Source organism: Streptomyces sp. NPDC046977 (genome assembly GCF_040644455.1).
Lineage (GTDB): Bacteria > Actinomycetota > Actinomycetes > Streptomycetales > Streptomycetaceae > Actinacidiphila.
In genome coordinates this window covers 1-18,001 of record NZ_JBEYWO010000034.1, presented here as the reverse complement: position 1 = coordinate 18,001, position 18,001 = coordinate 1, and the positions used below count along the sequence as shown (strand labels likewise).

The 18,001-nt window shown below is 75.2% G+C and carries 13 protein-coding genes and 1 pseudogene; 9 read left to right on the top strand and 5 right to left on the bottom strand.

Annotation, left to right across the window (positions count from 1 at the left end; translation table 11 throughout):
- Window positions 1-5: 5 nt before the first annotated feature.
- Together ABZ883_RS35750 and ABZ883_RS35745 are read right to left on the bottom strand one after the other, a co-directional pair.
- Window positions 6-2,978, bottom strand: coding sequence for a tetratricopeptide repeat protein (locus ABZ883_RS35750; RefSeq protein WP_360913816.1), 2,973 nt, complete (start codon window positions 2,976-2,978; stop codon window positions 6-8).
- Window positions 2,975-4,825: an HSP90 family protein gene (locus tag ABZ883_RS35745; RefSeq protein ID WP_360913814.1), complete on the bottom strand. Its 1,851-nt coding sequence runs from the start codon at window positions 4,823-4,825 to the stop codon at window positions 2,975-2,977. The genes ABZ883_RS35750 and ABZ883_RS35745 overlap by 4 nt, the downstream gene beginning before the upstream one ends.
- Before the next feature lie 281 nt (window positions 4,826-5,106).
- Between ABZ883_RS35745 and ABZ883_RS35740 the strand changes: the two genes are divergently transcribed.
- From ABZ883_RS35740 to ABZ883_RS35730, 3 genes are all read left to right on the top strand, one after another.
- Window positions 5,107-6,693 carry an alkaline phosphatase D family protein gene (locus tag ABZ883_RS35740; RefSeq protein WP_360913812.1) on the top strand — a complete coding sequence of 529 codons (1,587 nt, stop codon included), beginning with the start codon at window positions 5,107-5,109 and terminating at the stop codon, window positions 6,691-6,693.
- Between the two features lie 152 nt (window positions 6,694-6,845).
- Window positions 6,846-7,379: a DUF1990 domain-containing protein gene (locus tag ABZ883_RS35735; protein WP_360913810.1), complete on the top strand. Its 534-nt coding sequence runs from the start codon at window positions 6,846-6,848 to the stop codon at window positions 7,377-7,379.
- Between the two features lie 76 nt (window positions 7,380-7,455).
- Window positions 7,456-8,847 carry a GNAT family N-acetyltransferase gene (locus ABZ883_RS35730; protein WP_360913808.1) on the top strand — a complete coding sequence of 464 codons (1,392 nt, stop codon included), beginning with the start codon at window positions 7,456-7,458 and terminating at the stop codon, window positions 8,845-8,847.
- On the opposite strand, the gene ABZ883_RS35725 is transcribed toward ABZ883_RS35730, so the two are convergent.
- Window positions 8,801-9,982 (bottom strand): PLP-dependent transferase, encoded by a 1,182-nt coding sequence (locus ABZ883_RS35725; protein WP_360913806.1) that lies wholly within the window; start codon window positions 9,980-9,982, stop codon window positions 8,801-8,803. The genes ABZ883_RS35730 and ABZ883_RS35725 overlap by 47 nt on opposite strands.
- Window positions 9,983-10,041: 59 nt before the next feature.
- On the opposite strand from ABZ883_RS35725, the gene ABZ883_RS35720 reads away from it, so the two are divergent.
- The 5 genes and pseudogenes from ABZ883_RS35720 to ABZ883_RS35700 all read left to right on the top strand — a co-directional run bounded on the left by ABZ883_RS35720 (window position 10,042) and on the right by ABZ883_RS35700 (window position 14,321).
- A complete protein-coding gene (locus ABZ883_RS35720; RefSeq protein ID WP_360913804.1) occupies window positions 10,042-10,524 on the top strand; it encodes an Lrp/AsnC family transcriptional regulator in 483 nt (160 codons plus the stop codon).
- A gap of 49 nt (window positions 10,525-10,573) precedes the next feature.
- Window positions 10,574-12,247, top strand: coding sequence for a DUF885 domain-containing protein (locus tag ABZ883_RS35715; protein WP_360913802.1), 1,674 nt, complete (start codon window positions 10,574-10,576; stop codon window positions 12,245-12,247).
- 359 nt (window positions 12,248-12,606) lie between these two features.
- Window positions 12,607-13,137 (top strand): GNAT family N-acetyltransferase, encoded by a 531-nt coding sequence (locus tag ABZ883_RS35710; RefSeq protein WP_360913800.1) that lies wholly within the window; start codon window positions 12,607-12,609, stop codon window positions 13,135-13,137.
- A gap of 174 nt (window positions 13,138-13,311) precedes the next feature.
- Window positions 13,312-13,458, top strand: a pseudogene (locus tag ABZ883_RS35705) (GNAT family N-acetyltransferase); the annotation flags it as partial.
- Window positions 13,459-13,511: 53 nt separating this feature from the next.
- Window positions 13,512-14,321: an ATP-grasp domain-containing protein gene (locus ABZ883_RS35700; protein ID WP_360913798.1), complete on the top strand. Its 810-nt coding sequence runs from the start codon at window positions 13,512-13,514 to the stop codon at window positions 14,319-14,321.
- 703 nt (window positions 14,322-15,024) lie between these two features.
- On the opposite strand, the gene ABZ883_RS35695 is transcribed toward ABZ883_RS35700, so the two are convergent.
- Window positions 15,025-15,534 carry a rhodanese-like domain-containing protein gene (locus ABZ883_RS35695; RefSeq protein ID WP_360913796.1) on the bottom strand — a complete coding sequence of 170 codons (510 nt, stop codon included), beginning with the start codon at window positions 15,532-15,534 and terminating at the stop codon, window positions 15,025-15,027.
- Between the two features lie 94 nt (window positions 15,535-15,628).
- Here ABZ883_RS35695 and ABZ883_RS35690 point away from each other — a divergent pair, with 94 nt between their 5' ends.
- Window positions 15,629-16,078, top strand: coding sequence for an Lrp/AsnC family transcriptional regulator (locus tag ABZ883_RS35690; RefSeq protein ID WP_360913795.1), 450 nt, complete (start codon window positions 15,629-15,631; stop codon window positions 16,076-16,078).
- Here the strand turns inward: ABZ883_RS35690 and ABZ883_RS35685 are convergent.
- On the bottom strand, window positions 16,043-18,001 hold a 1,959-nt coding region (locus ABZ883_RS35685), incomplete at its 5' end, for an SbcC/MukB-like Walker B domain-containing protein (RefSeq protein ID WP_360913793.1). The two genes, ABZ883_RS35690 and ABZ883_RS35685, sit on opposite strands and share 36 nt — an antisense overlap.

Sequence of the window (18,001 nt, the reverse complement as noted above, 5' to 3'; positions counted from 1 at the left end):
TCAGACTAGTCCCCCTGGACGTCCCCGCTCTCGCCGTGCACTGCGGCCTCCGCGTCCCCGGCGCCCCCGGCACGACCGGCGTCCTCGGCGTACTCGATCAGCGCATGCGCCTCGGCGACGCGCCGCTCGGCGATCGCGCCCTCCCGGCCCGCGTAGCCGGCCAGCACCTCACGCGCCCGGGCCACCGCGCGTCCCGGCAGCCCGAGGTCGGCCTCCAGCCAGGCCGCCATGAGCAGGGCGGCGCTGCGGTCGTCGCCCGGCCCGAAGGTCTCGGCGGCACGCTCGGCGAAGGCCACGCCCTCCTCGTACGCCGCGCGCGCCGAGCCGTCGTCCTCCGCGTCGCCCGGCTCGTGGTCGCAGGCACGGACGACCAGCTCGCCGCTCTGCCGGTAGGTACCGGCCAGCTCCGCGCGCAGGTGGTGCGCCCCGGACAGGTCACCGGCGGCCGTCGCGGCCGCCAGTGCCGCCTCGCCCTCGGCGGCGGCCCGCTCCATGAGACGGCGGCCCTCGGCGACGCCGCCCTGACCGTCGCGCAGGGTGATCCAGGCCCGTGCCCGCAGCGTCCTGACCACCTGCGCCGGGCGCTCCAGGCCGCGCCACAGCTCCTCGGCGCGGGCGTAGGCGCGGACGGCCTCGCCGGCCAGGCCGGCCCGCTCCAGGCAGTCGGCGGCGAGATGGGCGAGGACGGCGTGGTCCTGCTGCTCGTCCCAGCCCTTGGCGATCTCCGCGGCCAGCAGGAACTGCTCCGCGGCCGCGCGCGGCTCGTCCAGGTCCTGCAGGCACTCGCCCAGCCACCAGCGGGCCTGGACGACACGGCCGTCGTGGTGCCCGGCCTCCAGGTCCGGCAGCGCGGTCTCCAGGACGGTGGCCGCCTCGGCGGTCCGGCCCTGCCGCAGCTGTGCGCCGCCGAGCACGAGCCGCGCCCAGGCGCCGAGTCCCTCGGCCTCTCCCGCCTCGTCGGCCCAGTGCGCACCCTCCAGGGCGTGCCCGGCCGCCTCGTCGTTCCGGTCGCCGGCGGCGAGCGCCGAGGCCAGGACGGTGTGCAGGTGGGCGCGCTGCACCGGTTCGAAGTGGGCGTCGCCGTGGTCGAGGGCGGCACGGGCCGACGTCTCGGCGGTGGCATTGTCGTCGCACTGGAGGGAGAGGTCGGCGAGCAGCGCCTCCGCCTCGGCCGCGTACCAGGGCAGCCCGGCGTCGTGCCGGACGGCCGCGGCCCGCGCGAACAGCGCCGCGGCGGTCGCCACATCGCCGCGCGAGGCGGTCAGCCGGGCCTGGAGGACGAGGGCGTCCGCGAGCCGGGAGGCCATGCGCTCCGCGTCGCGGTGCTCCTCGGCGAACGCGACGAGCCGGGCGACCTCCTCCTCGGCCTCCGGTCCGGGGTTCTGCAACCGGACGCGGGCCAGCAGTGCCCCACTGAGCTGCCGCGGCGTCGCCCGGCCCGCGGCGTGGAGTGCGCGCAGAGCGTCGCAGGCGGCGTCGAAGGCCGCCAGCGCCTCGTCCGCGGGATCCGCGAGTGCGGTCGCGCAGGCGGCCCGGACACGGCAGGCGGCGGCCTCGCCCGGATCGCCAGCGGCCTCGAAGAGCTCCGCCGCGGTCTCGAAGGACGGCACGGCCGTGCCGGGGTCCTGGAAGGCGTCGAGGCCCGCGTGGTCGGCGATCTCCGCACGGGCGCGGGCGTCGAGCTCCGTCCCGGTCCGTTCGGCGGCACCTGCCAGCGCGGCCCATGCGGCGCCCGCTCCGGGGTGCTGGATCCCGGTGAGGCGGCGCGCCTCCGCGAGCAGCGCGGGCACGTCGGCGGGGGTGGCCGCCGCGGGCTCGGGAGCCGCCGCGGCGGCCCGCGGCCGCTCGGGCGTCGTCAGGCGCTGGGCCCGGACGCCGAGGGGGAGCCGGTCCACCAGCGGGCGTCCGCCGAGCCGCTCGCGCACGCGGCGGCCGACGGCGTCGTTGCCGTTGCGGGCGTCGAAGCGCGCGGCGAGCACGCCCGCCTCCCGCTCGGCGTGGGCGAGCATCTCGCCCGCGGTCCAGGAGGACCCGGCCGGCCCCGGGACGGCACGGCCGGCGTGGCCGAGGTCGACCAGGCGGCGCATGAGAAGCGCGGTGGCCACATGGAACTCCATGTGGGTGTCGGGGTCGCCGTCGTCGGTGAAGTACGCCGGGTGCTCGGCGAGGATCTCCAGGCCGCGGGCCTCGTTGCCGGTGAGCGCGCAGAACTCGACGTGGCTGCTGACCGCGCCGCGCATGCTCTCCATGGACCGCACCATGCGGTATCCGCGCAGGTGGTGGGCGCGTGCCTCGTCGAGCCGGCCGAGCCGGACCAGCGGCAGCAGGGAGGAGGCCAGCACATTGTGCGGTTCGTGCGCGCAGGTGTAGGTGCCCTGGAGGACGGGCTCCCAGGTGGCCAGCGCCTGCGCGTCCCGGCCGAGGTCGGCCTGCCAGGTGCCCTGGCCGTGCAGCTCGCAGGCGTGGCAGTCGGCCATGATGTCGCGGTCGGCGGCGAGCCAGGCGGCGAAGGCGGCCTCCGCGCGGCCGGTGTCGCCGAGGTGCCGGGCGATACGGAAGTCGCCCTGCCGCACGGCGCGTTCGGAGTGCCCGGCCAGCCGGTAGCGGTGCTCCATCTCGCTCTGCCACTTCTCGATGGAGGCGAGCGGGACGTCGGGCTGGTCGAGCATCACGCCCGCGACCCACTTGAATATCCAGTGCAGTTGACTGGTGGTGGAGCTGTCGAAGTCGGCCGGCCGCGCGTCCCACATGCGCAGCAACCGGGCGAAGGGCACGAAGAACTTGGTCCGCTCGCTGCTGTACGTGTAGGCGCTCGCGAGGTTGAAGAGCGCGTCGAGCAGCAGCGGGGTGTCGCCGGTGGCCTCGGCCTCGGCGACGAGGCGCTCGGCGCCGGCGTTGCGGGCCCGGCCCTCGGGCTCGTCGCGGTTGTGGGCCAGGGCGCGGTGCACGGCCGCGACCGCGGGGTCCTGGGTGCTCATCGGCCGTCCTCCTGTTCGCCGTCGACGGCATGGGGCTTGGGGTGGAAGCCGGGGTCGTCCCCGGTGCGGGCGGCCCATTGGAGCAGGCCGAGGAAGGCGCGGTTGAGCAGCGCGGAGTCGGCGGGGCGCAGCGGGCGCTGTGCCATCAACAGCGCCTGTCCGTACAGCGCCTCCGCGGCGGTGCCGGCGAGTTCGGCGTCGCCGAAGCCGCTGATGCGCCGGACCAGCGGGTTGAGGTGGTTGAGCACGAGCCGGGCGCGGGGCGCGCCGCCGCGCAGCGCGCCGAGGATGCCGGCCCACAGTTCGCCGGCCTGCTCCTCCTCCTCGGCGCGGGCGCGTTCGTGCCGCGCGGACCGGTCGTCCAGGTGCAGGGCGGGAACGGTGACGGGGTGGAAGGCGCGCAGGCTCACGTCGCAGCCCAGGGCGTCGAGGCGGGCCCGGGCGGCGGCCAGGAAGCCGGACAGGGCCAGTTCCTCGGCCGGGTCGACGGCGTCGAGGTGGGCGGTGACGGTGTCGGCGTCGAGTTCGGCGACGGGGGTGCCGGGCCGGACCTCGGGCAGCAGTTCCACCAGGTCGGCGTCGTAGGTGTAGCCGCCGTTGACGACGCCGATGCCCTGGGCCGCGGCGATCGGCGCGACCTGCCGGAACTCCTCGACGGTGCGGGTGAAGTGCACGACGGGGTGGCGGCGGGCGAACTCCTCCAGCGACAACTGCCCGTCGGTGGTCTCGAACGGCAGCCACGGCAGCATCGTGCGCAGCATGTCGGTGTCGTGCCGGGCCAGCGACTTGACGCCGAGGTGGTGCACGGAGAGGAACTGGGCGAGCCGCTCGGGCTCCCCCGCGGCCAGGCCGGTCAGCCAGGCCCGGACGCGTTCGCCCAGGGCCTCACGGACGGCGGCCAGGGTCTCGTCGGCGTACAGGCTCTCGCGGGAGGCGGTCGGCCGCAGGCTGTCGGTGTCGACGACGCACCGGACGAAGAACGCCCAGTCGGGCAGGAGGTCGTCGGCCCGCTCGGTGAGGAGCATGCCCTTCAGGTGCACGCGGTGCCCGGCACGCTGAGCGGGGCTGACGGCGGCGGGCAGCACGTAGCCGACCCCCCGTACCCCGGCGAGGGGGATGTCGAGGTCGATGACGTCCAGCGGGCTGAAGCCGAACCGCTCGTGGCAGTAGCGGGCGAGCGCCACGCGCCGCGCGGCCGGGCCGGGGTGCGGGCGCTCCCACACCGGCGGCCGTTCGGTCACCGGCGTACCGCCGACCCGCACGTCGTACGGCAGCAGCGAGCCGAAGTCCTTGGCGAGCGCGGTCACGCGCTCCTCGGTGAGCCATTCGCCGCTGCCGGGCCGGGCGGTGAGGTGCACGGTGGTGCCGGGCTCGGGGCGTGCCTCGTCGGGCAGGGTGCGGACGGTGTACGAACCGTCCTCGCGGGCCGTCCACTCCACGGGCGGCGCGTCCGGCACGCGGGCGGAGCGGCTGACGACCCGGATCCGGTCGGCGACCACGAAGCAGGCGAGCAGGCCGATGCCGAACTGGCCGAGGAACTCGGCGCGGGCGGACTCCAGTCCGTCGCGCTTGGAGCTGCGGCCGATGGTCGCCAGCAGGTTGTGCACATCGGCCTCGGTCAGGCCGATGCCGGTGTCCTCCACGCGCAGCCGCTCCCCGTCGGCGAACAGCTCCACGCGCGCGGGTGCCCCGGGCTGCTCGGCGCGGCGCGCGGTGATGGCGTCGACGCCGTTCTGGAGCAGTTCGCGCAGGTAGACCTTGGGGCTGGAGTAGAGGTGGTGGGAGAGGAGGTCCACCAGGCCGCGCAGGTCGACCTGGAAGGTGTGCGGTGTCTGGTCTGCAGTCATGGTGTCTGCGCCGGCAAGGCCCCGGGGGGCGGCGCGGGGTAGGGCGATCTGGTGATCGCGGCCGCCGAATGCCGCACATCGTATGGCGGCGCGGCCCGGCGTGACCAGCGCTTTCCGCGGGATCAGGCGGTGCGCGGGGCTCCCGGTGGCGCCGCGGGCCGCCGTGCCCGGCGAGGTACCGGCCGGTTGTTCACCGGTCGTTGGGGCCGACGGCACACGGCACGAGTAGGAACGGTGGCGGACACTCAACGGCCCACTTGTTGCGGACTTTGGAGGTCACGATGGCGAACGGAACAGGGAGCGGCGTCGGCCGGCGCGCGGTGGTGCGGGGCGGGCTCGCCGCCTCGGGGGCGCTGCTGGTGCCGGCGACGACGGCAGCTCCCGCGCTGGCCCTGTCGGGGCGGCCGGCGGCGACGTCCGGCGTGCAGAGCGGTGATGTGACGGCGACGGGCGGCCTGGTGTGGGTGCGCTCGGACCGGCCGGCGCGGATGGTCGTGGAGACCTGCGCGACGGGGTCGTTCCGCAACGCGCGCCGCTGGACCGGCCCGCTGGTGGGGCCGGACACCGACTTCACCGGTGCGACCCGGCTGCACGGCCTGCCGCCGGGCGAGCAGATCCACTACCGGGTGCTGCTGTCCGACCCGCACGACCCGCGCCGCACCGGCGAGCCGGTCTCCGGCACCTTCCGGACCGCGCCGCAGAGCCGCCGGGCCGGGGTGCGCTTCGTGTGGTCCGGCGACCTGGCCGGACAGGGCTGGGGCATCAACCCCGACATCGGCGGCTACCGCATCTTCGACACCATGGGGCGCCTGGACCCCGACTTCTTCCTGTGCAGCGGCGACAACATCTACGCCGACGGCCCGATCGCCGCGACCCAGGCGCTGCCCGACGGCACCGCCTACCGGAACATCACCACCGTGGAGAAGTCCAAGGTCGCCGAGACCCTGGCCGAGTTCCGCGGCAACTTCCGCTACAACCTGCTGGACGGGAACCTCAGGCGGTTCAACGCCCAGGTGCCCTCGATCATCCAGTGGGACGACCACGAGGTGCGCAACAACTGGTACCCGGGCGAGGTCGTCGGGGCCTCGGACCCGCGCTACACCGAGAAGCGCGTGGACGTCCTCGCGACCCGCGCCCGCCGCGCGTTCAGCGAGTACTTCCCCGTCTCCACGCTGCGGCCGGGCGCCGACGGCCGGGTCCACCGCGTGCTGCGGCACGGCCCGCTGCTGGACGTCTTCGTGCTCGACATGCGCACCTACCGCAACGCCAACTCCCCCGACGACCAGACCCGCGACCCGCAGGGCATCCTCGGCCGCGAGCAGCTGGAGTGGCTCAAGCGCGAGCTGTCGCGGTCCCGCGCGGTGTGGAAGGTCATCGCCGCCGACATGCCGATCGGCCTGGTCGTACCGGACACCACCGAGGGCCTGCCGAACATCGAGGCCGTGGCGCAGGGCGACCCGGGCGCGCCGCTGGGACGCGAGCTGCAGATCGCCGAGCTGCTGCGCTTCGTCAAGCACCGCCGGATCACCGGCACGGTGTGGCTGACCGCCGACGTCCACCACACCTCGGCGCAGCACTATCAGCCCTCGCGTGCCGCTTTCGCCGACTTCGAGCCGTTCTGGGAGTTCGTCTCCGGCCCGCTCAACGCAGGGGCCTTCCCGGCGAGCGCGCTGGACGGCACGTTCGGCCCGGAGCGCGTGTTCGTGAAGGCGCCGACCGCCGCGAACGTCTCCCCGGCCGAGGGCTACCAGTTCTTCGGGCAGGTCGACATCGACGGCCACACCGGGGAGCTGACGGTCCGTCTGCGGGAGCAGGACGGCAGTGTCCTGTTCACCAAGGTGCTCCGGCCGGGCCTGGTCGGGCAGTAGCGGGCCGGACGGCCACGAGGAGCGTCCCGGCGGCGGCTGTACGGTCCGCCGCCGGGACCGCGGCGGCCACTGCACGGGCGTACGCACATCCCCCGGGCAGGAGGACGAATTCACGCCTCGCCGGGGCCGCACGACCGCATCCTGCGGTAGACATGCCGGTCGTGACCGACGAACTGACCTACGACCACGCCGGCATCACCCGGGACCCCGGCGCGGCGACCCCGCCCGGGTTCCACCGGCTGCGGGAGCGCACGCGGCTCGGCGCGGGACCGGAGGTCATGGCGGCCGCCACCCGCGCCCTGTTCGGCTGGCGGATGCACCGTGCGGCGGGACTGCGGGTGCCCGCGGACACCCCGGACGCCGCGCCGGGGGTGCGGGTGCCGCTGCGCTTCGGCCCCTTGCGCGCTCCGTGCCGGGTGGTGTGGGCCGAACGGGGCCCGGAGCGGGCCGGGTTCGCGTACGGGACGCTCGCCGGACACCCCGAGCGCGGCGAGGAGTCGTTCGTCGTCGGCCGGGAGGCGGACGGCACCGTGTGGCTTGATGTGACGGCCGTCAGTGGACCCGGCGCGTGGTACGTGCGTCTACTGGGCCCTTTGGGACGCGTCACTCAGCGTGTCGTCGCCCGCCGGTACGGGCGTTGCCTGCGCCGATTGTCGCAGGACGAAACTATTGAAAAGGGGAGTTAATCGACATGGAACACCCTTTACCCGTCGGTCACAGCGCGTTCGCGATCGCGCAACACGTCTTCGGCATGGTGTTTGCATGCCGGATCTGACGTACGCCACGACCAACTCCCGTCGGCTTCGCCACCATTGGCATCGCGGCACCGTCGGGCTCGCCGCACTCCTCGTCGCGGTCGCGACGGCCGACCTCATCGCCGGACTCGCCGGACTCACCCGGCACGCAGCCGACGGCGCCGTTCTGCTGGACACCCCGGCCGCCGCCCTGATCGCCACGGCCGGCCTCCACACATGGCGGGCCCGCCGCCGCGGCCACTCACCCCCACCGGCCGGCGGCACCGCCGCCACCGCGACGGCGGAGCCGGGGGAAAGCTCCGCCGCCGACCCCGCCCGGGATGCCGGCCCCGTCCGGAACGCCGGGACGGCCCTGTGGCGGATGCGCACCACCGTGCGCGACAGGCCCGGCAGCCTCGCCGCCGTGACCACGGCACTGGCCGCCCGGGACGTGGACATCCTCACCCTCCAGACGCACCCGCTGACCGACGGGACCGTCGACGAGTTCCTGCTGCGCGCCCCCGCGGAACTGCCCGCCGGGGAACTGACCCGCGCCGCGGACACGGCCGGCGGCCGCGACACCTGGATCGAGCGGGCCGACGCCCACGACCTCGTCGACACCCCGACCCGGATGCTGACCCTCGCCACCCGCACCGCGATGGACGCCGCCGAACTTCCGCTCTCCCTGCGCCAGTTGCTCGGCCGCTGCACCATCAGGTCCACCCCGTCCGGCCAGCCCGGCGGCGACATCGCCGAGGACGCGCTGGAGGAGACCGTCATGCGGCTGCGCGACCCCGCCGGAGGGACGATCACCGTGGAACGCGCCTGCCTGCCCTTCACCCCGACCGAGTTCGCCCGCGCCCGCGCGCTGGTCGAACTGGACGACCGGCTGGGCGTGCGGGTCCCCGGGCACCGGGCCGTCCTGACCCTGCCCGAGGGCAACGAGATCACCGTCCGCCGGGCCGGCCCCGAGGACCTCGCGGCCGCCCGGGACCTGCACCTGCGCTGCTCACCGGCCACGCTGGCGCACCGCTACCACGGTCCGGTCGCCGACGTGGACCGCTACCTCACCCACCTGCTCTCCCCGCGGTTCGGCCGGACCCTCGCCGCCGAGACGGTCTCCGGCCGCGTCGTCGCCCTCGCCCACCTGCTGTGGGACGGCGACGAGACCGAGGTCGCGCTGCTCGTCGAGGACGCCTGGCAGCGCCGCGGTATCGGGCTGGAACTGCTGCGCCGGCTGGTCGCACAGGCCGTCGAGGACGGGTGCGGATGCGTGTACGCGGTGACCCGGTCGACCAACACCGCGATGATCGCGGCGATGCGCCGCCTGGACCTGCCGCTGGACTACCAGGTCGAGGACGGGACCCTGGTCATCACCGCGACGCTGTCACCGGCCGAGGCGAGCGCTCCGCTGCGCTGAGCGCCCGGTCCAGGTCGTCCCACAGGTCCTCGGCGTCCTCCAGCCCGACCGACAGCCGCAGCAGCCGGTCGCTGACGCCGGCACCGTGCCGGTCGTCCTCGTCCACGATGCGGTGGCTGATCGAGGCCGGGTGCTGGATCAGGGTGTCGACGGCGCCGAGGCTGACCGCCGGGGTGATCAGCCGGACCCCGGCGATCACCTCGTGCGGGTCGCCGTGCACCTCGAAGGCGACCATGGCGCCGCCGATCCGCGGGTAGTGCACCCGCGCCACCCGCGGGTCCGCGGCCAGCCGCTCCACCAGCGCGGCGGCCGTGGCCGACGCGGCCCGCACCCGGACCGACAGCGTCGACAGCCCACGCAGCAGCAGATAGCCGGCGAGCGGGTGGAGCACGCCGCCGGTCGCGAAGCGCACCTTGCGGAGCACGCGGGCGAACTCCTCGTCGCAGGCGACGACCCCGCCCAGGACGTCGCCGTGGCCGCCGAGGTACTTGGTGGCGCTGTGCAGCACGATCCGGGCACCGCTCTCCAGCGGGCGCTGCAGGACGGGGGTGGCGAAGGTGTTGTCGACGAGCAGCGGCACCGTGCCGCAGGAGTGGGCGACCGCCCGCAGGTCGACCTCGGCCAGCGTCGGGTTCGCCGGGGTCTCCACGATCACCAGGCCGGTGTCGGGCCGGACGGCGTCAGCGATTCCGGCGGGGTCGGTCCAGGTGACCTCGGTGCCCAGCAGCCCGCCCGTCAGCAGGTGGTCGCTGCACCCGTACAGCGGGCGCACGGCCACCACATGGCGCAGGCCCATGGCGGCCCGGGCCAGCAGGGTGGCGGTCAGCGCCGCCATGCCGCTGGCGAAGGCGACGCCGGCCTCGGCGCCCTCCAACCGGGCCAGCGCCGTCTCGAAGCGGGCGACCGTCGGGTTGTCGAGACGCGAGTAGACGGGCGACCCCTGAAGGGCGGCGCCCGTGGCGGCGAAGTCGTCCAGCCGGGCGGCCTCGGCGCGGCTGTCCCGGGAGGGGTAGGTGGTGGACAGGTCCAGAGGGACGGCGTGCAGGCCGAGATCGGTGAGGTCCTCGCGGCCCGCGTGCACGGCCTCGGTGGCGAGGGCACGGGAACGGGATGAGTGCGCGGCTGTCGTGTCCATGGCCCGATGCTGAACACCTGCCGCCCCGTAGCGGTGATCGCCCGTGTTAATTTCGGCCGGTGTCCGATTCTGTGCTTCTGGATCCGGTCGACCTCGAGATCCTGCGTCTCCTGCAGAACGATGGCCGGACGACCTACCGGGACCTCGCCGCCGCCTGCGGGGTCGCACCGTCCACCTGCCTCGACCGGGTCAACCGGCTCCGCCGCACCGGGGTGATCCTCGGCCACGAACTGCGCGTCGACCCCGCCCGGCTCGGACGGCCCCTGGAGGCACTGCTGTCGGTCCAGGTCCGGCCGCACCGCCGGGAGCTGATCGGCCCGTTCGTGGACCGGGTGCGGGCACTGCCCGAGTCACGCGCGCTCTTCCACCTCACCGGCCCGGACGACTACCTCGTGCACGTCGCCGTCGCGAGCACCGGTGATCTCCAGCGCCTGGTCGTCGACGAGTTCACCTCCCGGCCCGAAGTGGCGCGCGTCGAGACCCGGTTGATCTTCCAGCACTGGGACTGCGGACCACTGCTCCCGCCCGCGTCAGCAATATGATCCGCAATGGTGATGACGCGGCCCGGCGCTCCGTACCAGGATGTTGCCCATGTCCGACACCACCAGCAGCGCACTGCCCCGCGCGGTAGCCGACGCCTACGTCGACGAAGCCACCGAACTCGACCCCATCACCGCCACGTACCTGGGCGTCCGGACCGGGCAGGACCGGCTCCCCGACTTCTCACCGGCAGGTCTGGAGGCCCAGGCGGACCTCGCCCGGCGCACCCTGGCCGCCCTCGACTCCGCCGAGGTGCCGGACGACGACGAGCGCCGCTGCGCACGTCTGCTGCGCGAGCGGCTCACCGCCGAACTCGCCGTCCACGAGGCGGGCGAGGGCCTGCGCGCCGTCAGCAACCTGCACTCCCCCGTGCACGCGGTCCGCAACGTCTTCACGCTGATGCCCACGCAGACCGACGAGGACTGGGCCGCCGTCGCCGCCCGCCTGCGCGCGGTGCCGGAGGCCCTGGCGGGCTACCAGGCCTCCCTGGAGGCGGGCCTGGACCGCAAGCTGCCGGCCGGCCCCCGGCAGGTCGCCACCGTCGTCGTGCAGCTCGGCGAGTGGCTGGACGACGAGGCGGGCAGCTGGTTCACCCAGTTCGTCAAGGACGGCCCGCAGGCGCTGCGCACCGACCTCGACGCGGGCGCCGCCATGGCGACCGGTGCCGTGGCCGCGCTGCGCGACTGGCTGCGCGACTCCTACGCCGCCTCGGTCGAGGGCACCTCCGACGCGGTCGGCCGGGAGCGCTACGCCACCTGGGCGCGCTACTGGACCGGCTCCGACCTCGACCTGGACGAGGCGTACGCCTGGGGCTGGGAGGAGTTCCGCCGTATCGAGGCAGAGATGCGCGACGAGGCCGAGAAGGTCCTGCCCGGGTCCACCCCGATGGAGGCGCTCGCCCACCTCGACGAGCACGGCGAGGCGATCGACGGCGTCGACGCGGTACGCGACTGGCTCCAGGCCCTCATGGACGAAGCCATGAACGCGCTCGACGGCACGCACTTCGACCTCGCCGAGCCGGTCAAGCACGTCGAGTCCCGCATCGCCCCGCCCGGCAGCGCCGCCGCCCCGTACTACACGGCGCCCTCGCTCGACTTCTCCCGGCCGGGCCGCACCTGGCTGCCGACGCTGGGCCGCGAGCGCTTCCCGGTCTGGGACCTGGTCAGCACCTGGTACCACGAGGGCGTCCCCGGCCACCACCTCCAGCTCGCCCAGTGGGCCTACGTCGCCGACCGGCTCTCCCGCTACCAGGCCACCCTCGGCCAGGTCAGCGCCAACGCCGAGGGCTGGGCCCTGTACGCCGAGCGCCTGATGGACGAACTCGGCTTCCTCACCGACCCGGGCCGCCGCCTCGGCTACCTCAACGCCCAGATGCTGCGCGCCACCCGTGTGATCCTCGACATCGGCATGCACCTGGAACTGCGCGTCCCGGACGACAGCCCGTACCGGCCCGGCGAGACATGGACCCCGGAGCTGGGCCGCGACTTCTTCGGGGCATACAACGGGCTCAGCGCCGCCATGCTCGACAGCGAGATCATCCGCTACCTCGGCATGCCCGGCCAGGCCATCGGCTACAAGCTCGGCGAGCGTTCCTGGCTCGCGGGCCGGGAGGCCGCCCGCGCCGCCCACGGCGACGCCTTCGACGCCAAGGCCTGGCACATGGCCGCCCTGTCCCAGGGCTCCCTGGGCCTGGACGACCTCGTCGACGAGCTGTCCCGGCTCTGACCGTGCCCGTCCGGCGGCGGTCCGCACCGCCGCCGGACGGCGGGACGCGGGCGGTGTGGCGCGTTCCGTCGAGTGACTGTCCGGTAACGCCCTGTTGACGGGGCACGGGGCGGATAGGCTGCCCCTATGGGGGTGTTGCTCGACTTCTGTACGGGTCCACCGGTCCGTCCGTGCCGTGGCGCGACCGGGGTGGCACGGACGGACATCGCCCGGGTGCCCGGGGTCCGCGGGACCGGCCGGCCGCCCGGCCGGCGCGGGCGCCACGAGCCTTCCCGCCCGTGCGCACCCGGTCCCCAGCGCCCACGCCGCCCGCGCCGCCTCCGCGGCACCCCCGGCCCCCGAAGGAACGGTGCCACCCGATGATCCCGCACGCCTGCCACGACGAGGGCCGCCTGGTGCTCACCCACGGCCGGATCGTCCTGCGCGAACAGCTCCCCCCGGAGGCGGCCCGGCTCGCCGACGGCAAACCGGCCGGGCTGTCGTGGATCGACGGCGGGCCCGGCGAGGGCACCGTCCTCGCCGCGGGGATGATCACGATCGCGGCCGCGGCCGGGGTGTACGCGCCGGGATGGGGGCTGTTCGTGATCCAGCGGTCGGAGGACGGCCTCGCCCTCGGCGGCATAGGCTTCCACGGCCCGCCCTCAGTGGACGACCGGGTCGTCGAGATCGGCTACGACCTCTCGGAGTCGGCGCGCGGCGCCGGCTGGGCCACCGACGCCGTCCGCGTCCTCTCGCACTGGGCGCTGACCCGTGCCGAGGTGCGCACGGTGCTGGCCACGACCGATCCGGCGAACCGGCTCTCGCAACGGGTCCTGGAGCGCGCCGGGTTCGGGCGGGTCGCGGACCGCGACGCGCAGCGGGCGTACGAACTGCGGCTGCGCGCCGCCTGAGCAGTCGGCACGCGGCGCCGGCCGGGCCACCGACGCCGTCCGCGTCCTCTCGCACCGGGCACTGACCCGCGCCGAGGTGCGCACGGAACGCTCCGGAATCGGGCGCGTCGCGGACCGCGACGCACAGCGCGCCTACGAGCCGCGGCTGCGCCGCCTGAAAAGGCGGCACGCGGCGCCGGCCGGGCCACCGACGCCGTCCGCGTCCTCTCGCACCGGGCACTGACCCGCGCCGAGGTGCGCACGGTGCTGGCCACGACCGATCCGGCGAACCGGCTCTCGCAACGGGTCCTGGAACGCGCCGGGTTCGGGCGGGTCGCCTGACCGGCAGCTAAATCCGTGTCGCCCGGCGGTGCACCGGGGCATCATCGACGCTCATGAACACCTCGGCCCGCACCCTCTTCCTCTCGCCGCGCACCACGGCCACCGGCCGCGCGCTGGCGACCGCCGCGCACCGGCGCGGCATTCCCGCGCACACCCTGCGGGAGTGGCGCGTGCCGGCCGAGCTGTCGGCCGCGCCCGGCCCGTCCCTGTACGCCGGGCCGCTGTTCGCCGACGCGGTCGCGGGCGACCAGGGACTGTCTCTGGCGTTGCTGGAGGCGGACGCCGACTGGCTCGCCCGCCTGCCCCTGGAACTGACGCGACGTCATATCATGTTCACCACCCTGGCGGAGGCCCGCGGACTGCGCCGGCCGGCCTTCGTCAAGCCGCCCAACGACAAGAGCTTCCCGGCCCGCGTGTACCGGGACGGCAGCGGACTGCCGGGGCCGGACGCGGTGGACGACGACGCACCGGTGCTGGTCAGCGACATCGTCGCCTTCGACGTGGAGTACCGGCTCTTCCTGCGGGACGGGGAGGTGCTGACGGGCAGCCGGTACGCGACGGGCGGCGAGCTGGACGTGGCACCGCTGGACGCCGACCCCGCGCGGGAGGGCGTCCTGGACTTCGCCGCGCGGCTGTTCGCACCCGGGGTGCCCGCACTGCCCTCCGCCGTCGTGGTCGACGTCGGCCGCATCGGGGAGGACTGGGCCGTGGTCGAGGCCAACGCGGCCTGGGCGAGCGGGCACTACGCCTGCGACGAGGACGCCGTGCTCGACGTGGTGCTGCGCGCCGCCGCCCCTGCGGCGGCGCCCGGACTACCGGCCGACACCCGCTTCCGGCGGCCCGTCGCCACCGTCGTCCGCTGAACGCCGGACCGTCGGCCCGGGGGTACGTGGCCGGGCTCGGCGGTGAGGCCCGGCACCGCCCCGGCAGCGGAGCCCGGACCGCCGGACGACACCCGCTTCCGCGGCCCGTCACCTCCGCCCTCCGCCCTCCGCCCGGAGGAGGGCGGCGGGATGCTCAGCACCTCGATGCGGGCCGGGTCTGAACGCCGGGCCGTCGGCCCGGGGGTACCGGCCCCCCGTGTACCCGGCGCGGTACGTGCGGGCCCCGCTCTGTTCGCCGTGGGGTCGGTGCCGCACCGGGGGAACCCCATGACAGTCGCGGTTTACGCCTACGTACCGGGTGCTGCGGTCGCCGCTCGTCACCCCCCAGGACGGTTGCGGCGACTCACGGCCGATGGGGGTTCAGGTGGGCACTCGCGGTGACCCCGGACCGCCTCTTCCGGCGCTTCGTCGCCACCGTCGTCCGCTGAAGCCAGGCCGTCGGCCAACAAGTACCGGCCGGGCCCAACGGCGAGGCCCAGCACGGCCACGGCGGCAGAACCCGGACCACCGTCCCCTCCGTCAACCACTGAACGTCCGGCCGTTCGGCCGAAAGTGCCGGCAGGCCTCGAGGGTGAGGGCCGCCGCCCGGCCGGCCGCCGGCGACAAGCCGGGCGGTGGGCCGGGCCGGCCCCCACGTCTTGTACGGCGTGTTCACGGCCCCCGGTGAGGCTCGCGCCGAGCGTCAGCAGCCGCAGTCGCCGGCCGCGACGGGAGCCGCGAGCGGGTCGGCGGGCTGCCGTTCGCTGCCCGCGGCCGTCTCGTAGGCGAAGCCCTCGCGGATCCAGTACTCCATGCCGCCGAGCATCTCCTTGACCCGGTAGCCGAGCCCGGCCAGCGCGAGCGCGGCGCGCGTGGCGCCGTTGCAGCCGGGGCCCCAGCAGTGGACGACGACGGGGACGGCGGGGTCGAGGAGGGCGGGTGCCTCGTGCGGGATCCGCGCGGTCGGCAGGTGGACCGCGCCGGGGATGTGCCCCTGGTCCCAGGCCTCGATGGAACGGGAGTCGACGAGCACGAAGCCGGGTTCGCCGCCGGCCGCCAGCGCGCCGGCGACATCGGCGACATCGGTGTGGAAGGCCAGGCTCGCCGCGAAGTGGGCCGCGGCGTCGGCGGGCGCGGCGGGCGGCACCCGCAGCACGGGGTTGTCGGTGGTGGTGCCTGCGGCGGCCGCGGAAAGCGCGGAGGTCGGTGTCATGAGCAGGAATCTACGGTCGGCGGCCGGCACCCGGAAGGCACGTTCCCCGGCCTCATGGTTGCCCGGCCGGGGAATCCCCTGCTAGACACCGCTCATGACCGTGGAATCCCTTGACGCCACCGATTGGCGCATTCTGGACGCGCTCCAGCGCGACGGCCGGGCCAGCTACGCCGAACTCGCGCGGGAGGTGGCGATGTCCGCCAGCGCCGTGACCGAGCGCGTGCGCCGGCTGGAGGAGGCCGGGGTGATCACCGGGTACTCCGCGGTGGTCGACCTCGACCGGATCGGCCGCCCGATCCTCGCGTTCGTCCGGCTGCGCTATCCGCACGGCAACTACAAGCCGTTCCACGACCTGCTGGCCTCGACGCCCGAGATCCTGGAGGCGCACCACGTCACGGGCGACGACTGCTTCATCCTGAAGGTCACCGCCCGTTCGATGCGTCACCTGGAGGAGATCACCGGCCGTGTCTCCGGGCTCGGTTCGGTGACGACGAACGTGGTCTACTCCTCACCGCTCGCCCGCCGCGCGGTGGCGCAGGGATGAACCGCGCTGCCCCTTGACGACCTGGAGCTGCGCCGGGATCCGCTGCCGCAGGTCCGCGACATGGCTGACGATGCCGACCGCGCGGTCCCGCTCGCGCAGCCCGTCGAGCACGTCCAGGACCTCGTCGAGGGTCTGCTCGTCGAGGCTGCCGAACCCCTCGTCGATGAAGAGGGTGTCCAGCCGGGCGCCGCCCGCCTCGTCGGTCACCACATCGGCGAGGCCGAGCGCCAGGGCGAGTGAGGCGAAGAAGGTCTCGCCGCCGGACAGGGTGGCGGTGTCGCGTTCGGTGCCCGTCCAGGAGTCCACGGCCATCAGGCCGAGGCCGGACTTGACGCCGCGTGAGGCGCGGGCGTCGGTGTGCACGAGGGTGTACCGGCCGGAGGACATCCGCTGGAGGCGCACGCTCGCGGCGGCTGCCACCTGTTCGAGGCGGGCCGCCAGCACATAGGTCTCCAGCTCCATCCGCAGCGTGTTCTCGCCCGCTCCGGTCGCCAGGTCGGCCAGGCGGCGCAGCCGTGCGTACTCGGCGCGGGCGGGCGCCAGTTCGCGGGTACGGATCAGCGCCTCGGCGCCGAGTCGGCCGAGTGCGGCGCAGGTCGTACGGGCCGCGTCCTGACGGGCCGCGGCACCGCGCAGCCCGCCGGTGGCGTCCTCGACGGCGCGCCGGGCGCCCTCGGGGTCGGCGGGCGGCAGGGCGGCGGCCTCCGCGACGTCCAGCGCGGTGAGTTCCGCGGTGACGGCCGTCTCCTCACGGCGGCGCTCCTCCACGCGCTGCCGCAGCCGCTGCACCTCGGCCGGGTGCAGGAGCGCCGCGGCGGCGGCCTCGGGAGTGTCGAACCCGGCCCGGTAGGCGGCGTCGGCGAGGCCCGCGTCGGCCTCCTTGAGCGCGCGGGCGGTCTCCTGCTCGGCACGGGCGGCCCCGGCCGCAGCGGCGATCCGTTCGGCCTGCGCCGCGAGAGCGGCACGGCGTTCGGCGACGGTGGCGCATTCGCCCCGGGCCCGCTCCAGTTGCCCGGTCAGCGCCGCGTGCTCCTGGTCCAGCACCTCGCGGCGGGAGACGACGGAGGCGACCCGGCTCTCGGCCTCGTGCCGCAGCCGGGTACGCCGGGTGTGCTCCGCGACGGCCCGGTCGAGGGCCTGCCGGGCCTCGGGCAGCGTCGCGGCCTCGGCGGACGCCTCGCGGAAGGCGCGCTCCAGTTCCGCATGGGAGGCGGCGAGTTCGGCCTCGGGTGTCCGTCCCGCCTCGGCGACGGCGGCGTCGCGGGCCGCCGTGACGCGCGCGACGTGCGCCTGGGCGCTCTCGCGGGCTGCGGCGGCGTCCTGGTGGGCGGCCTGGGCGGCCTCCTCCTCGGCGCGGCCGACCTGCCGGTCCGAGGGCCTGGCCGGGTGCGGGTGCTCGGTCGCCCCGCAGACCAGGCAGCCCTGGCCGTCGCGGAGCCGGGTGGCGAGTTCGGCGGCGATGCCGTTGATACGGGCCTCGCGGACGTCCTGCCAGTGGTCGCGGGCGTCGGCGGCGGTGTCCCGGGCGGTCCGGAGCCGCTCCTCGGCGTCCTGCAACTCCCGCTCCCGCAGGTCGCGTTCACGGGCAGACGCGAGCTTGCGGCGGGAGGATTCCAGGGTGCCCGCGAGCTCGGCGGCGCGGGTGGTGGCGGACTGGGCCGTGTCGATCCGGCGCTCGTGGCCCGGACGGGCCCCCTCCCACTCCTCCAGCCAGGCGCCGGTGTCGGCGATCAACTGCTCGTCGGCATCCGTCTCGCGCTCCAGCCGGGCGCGCTCGGCGGCGAGTTCGGCCGCACGGTGCTCGGCGCGGGCGGCCTCGGCCAGGCCCCCCAGCTCCTCGCGCAGGCCGTTCCCGTACGCGGTGAGCTGGTCGGCGCCGGCGCCGGCGAGCGCGCCCGGCTGGAGCGCGAGACGGATGCCGAC

What these genes read in the sequence shown, in the direction of transcription:
- ABZ883_RS35750 (WP_360913816.1), bottom strand. Translation starts at nt 2,978, where the DNA reads ATGAGCACCCAGGACCCCGCGGTCGCGGCCGTGCACCGCGCCCTGGCC.
- ABZ883_RS35745 (WP_360913814.1), bottom strand. Translation starts at nt 4,825, where the DNA reads ATGACTGCAGACCAGACACCGCACACCTTCCAGGTCGACCTGCGCGGC.
- ABZ883_RS35740 (WP_360913812.1), top strand. Translation starts at nt 5,107, where the DNA reads ATGGCGAACGGAACAGGGAGCGGCGTCGGCCGGCGCGCGGTGGTGCGG.
- ABZ883_RS35735 (WP_360913810.1), top strand. Translation starts at nt 6,846, where the DNA reads ATGCCGGTCGTGACCGACGAACTGACCTACGACCACGCCGGCATCACC.
- ABZ883_RS35730 (WP_360913808.1), top strand. Translation starts at nt 7,456, where the DNA reads ATGCCGGATCTGACGTACGCCACGACCAACTCCCGTCGGCTTCGCCAC.
- ABZ883_RS35725 (WP_360913806.1), bottom strand. Translation starts at nt 9,982, where the DNA reads ATGGACACGACAGCCGCGCACTCATCCCGTTCCCGTGCCCTCGCCACC.
- ABZ883_RS35715 (WP_360913802.1), top strand. Translation starts at nt 10,574, where the DNA reads ATGTCCGACACCACCAGCAGCGCACTGCCCCGCGCGGTAGCCGACGCC.
- ABZ883_RS35710 (WP_360913800.1), top strand. Translation starts at nt 12,607, where the DNA reads ATGATCCCGCACGCCTGCCACGACGAGGGCCGCCTGGTGCTCACCCAC.
- ABZ883_RS35700 (WP_360913798.1), top strand. Translation starts at nt 13,512, where the DNA reads ATGAACACCTCGGCCCGCACCCTCTTCCTCTCGCCGCGCACCACGGCC.
- ABZ883_RS35695 (WP_360913796.1), bottom strand. Translation starts at nt 15,534, where the DNA reads ATGACACCGACCTCCGCGCTTTCCGCGGCCGCCGCAGGCACCACCACC.
- ABZ883_RS35690 (WP_360913795.1), top strand. Translation starts at nt 15,629, where the DNA reads ATGACCGTGGAATCCCTTGACGCCACCGATTGGCGCATTCTGGACGCG.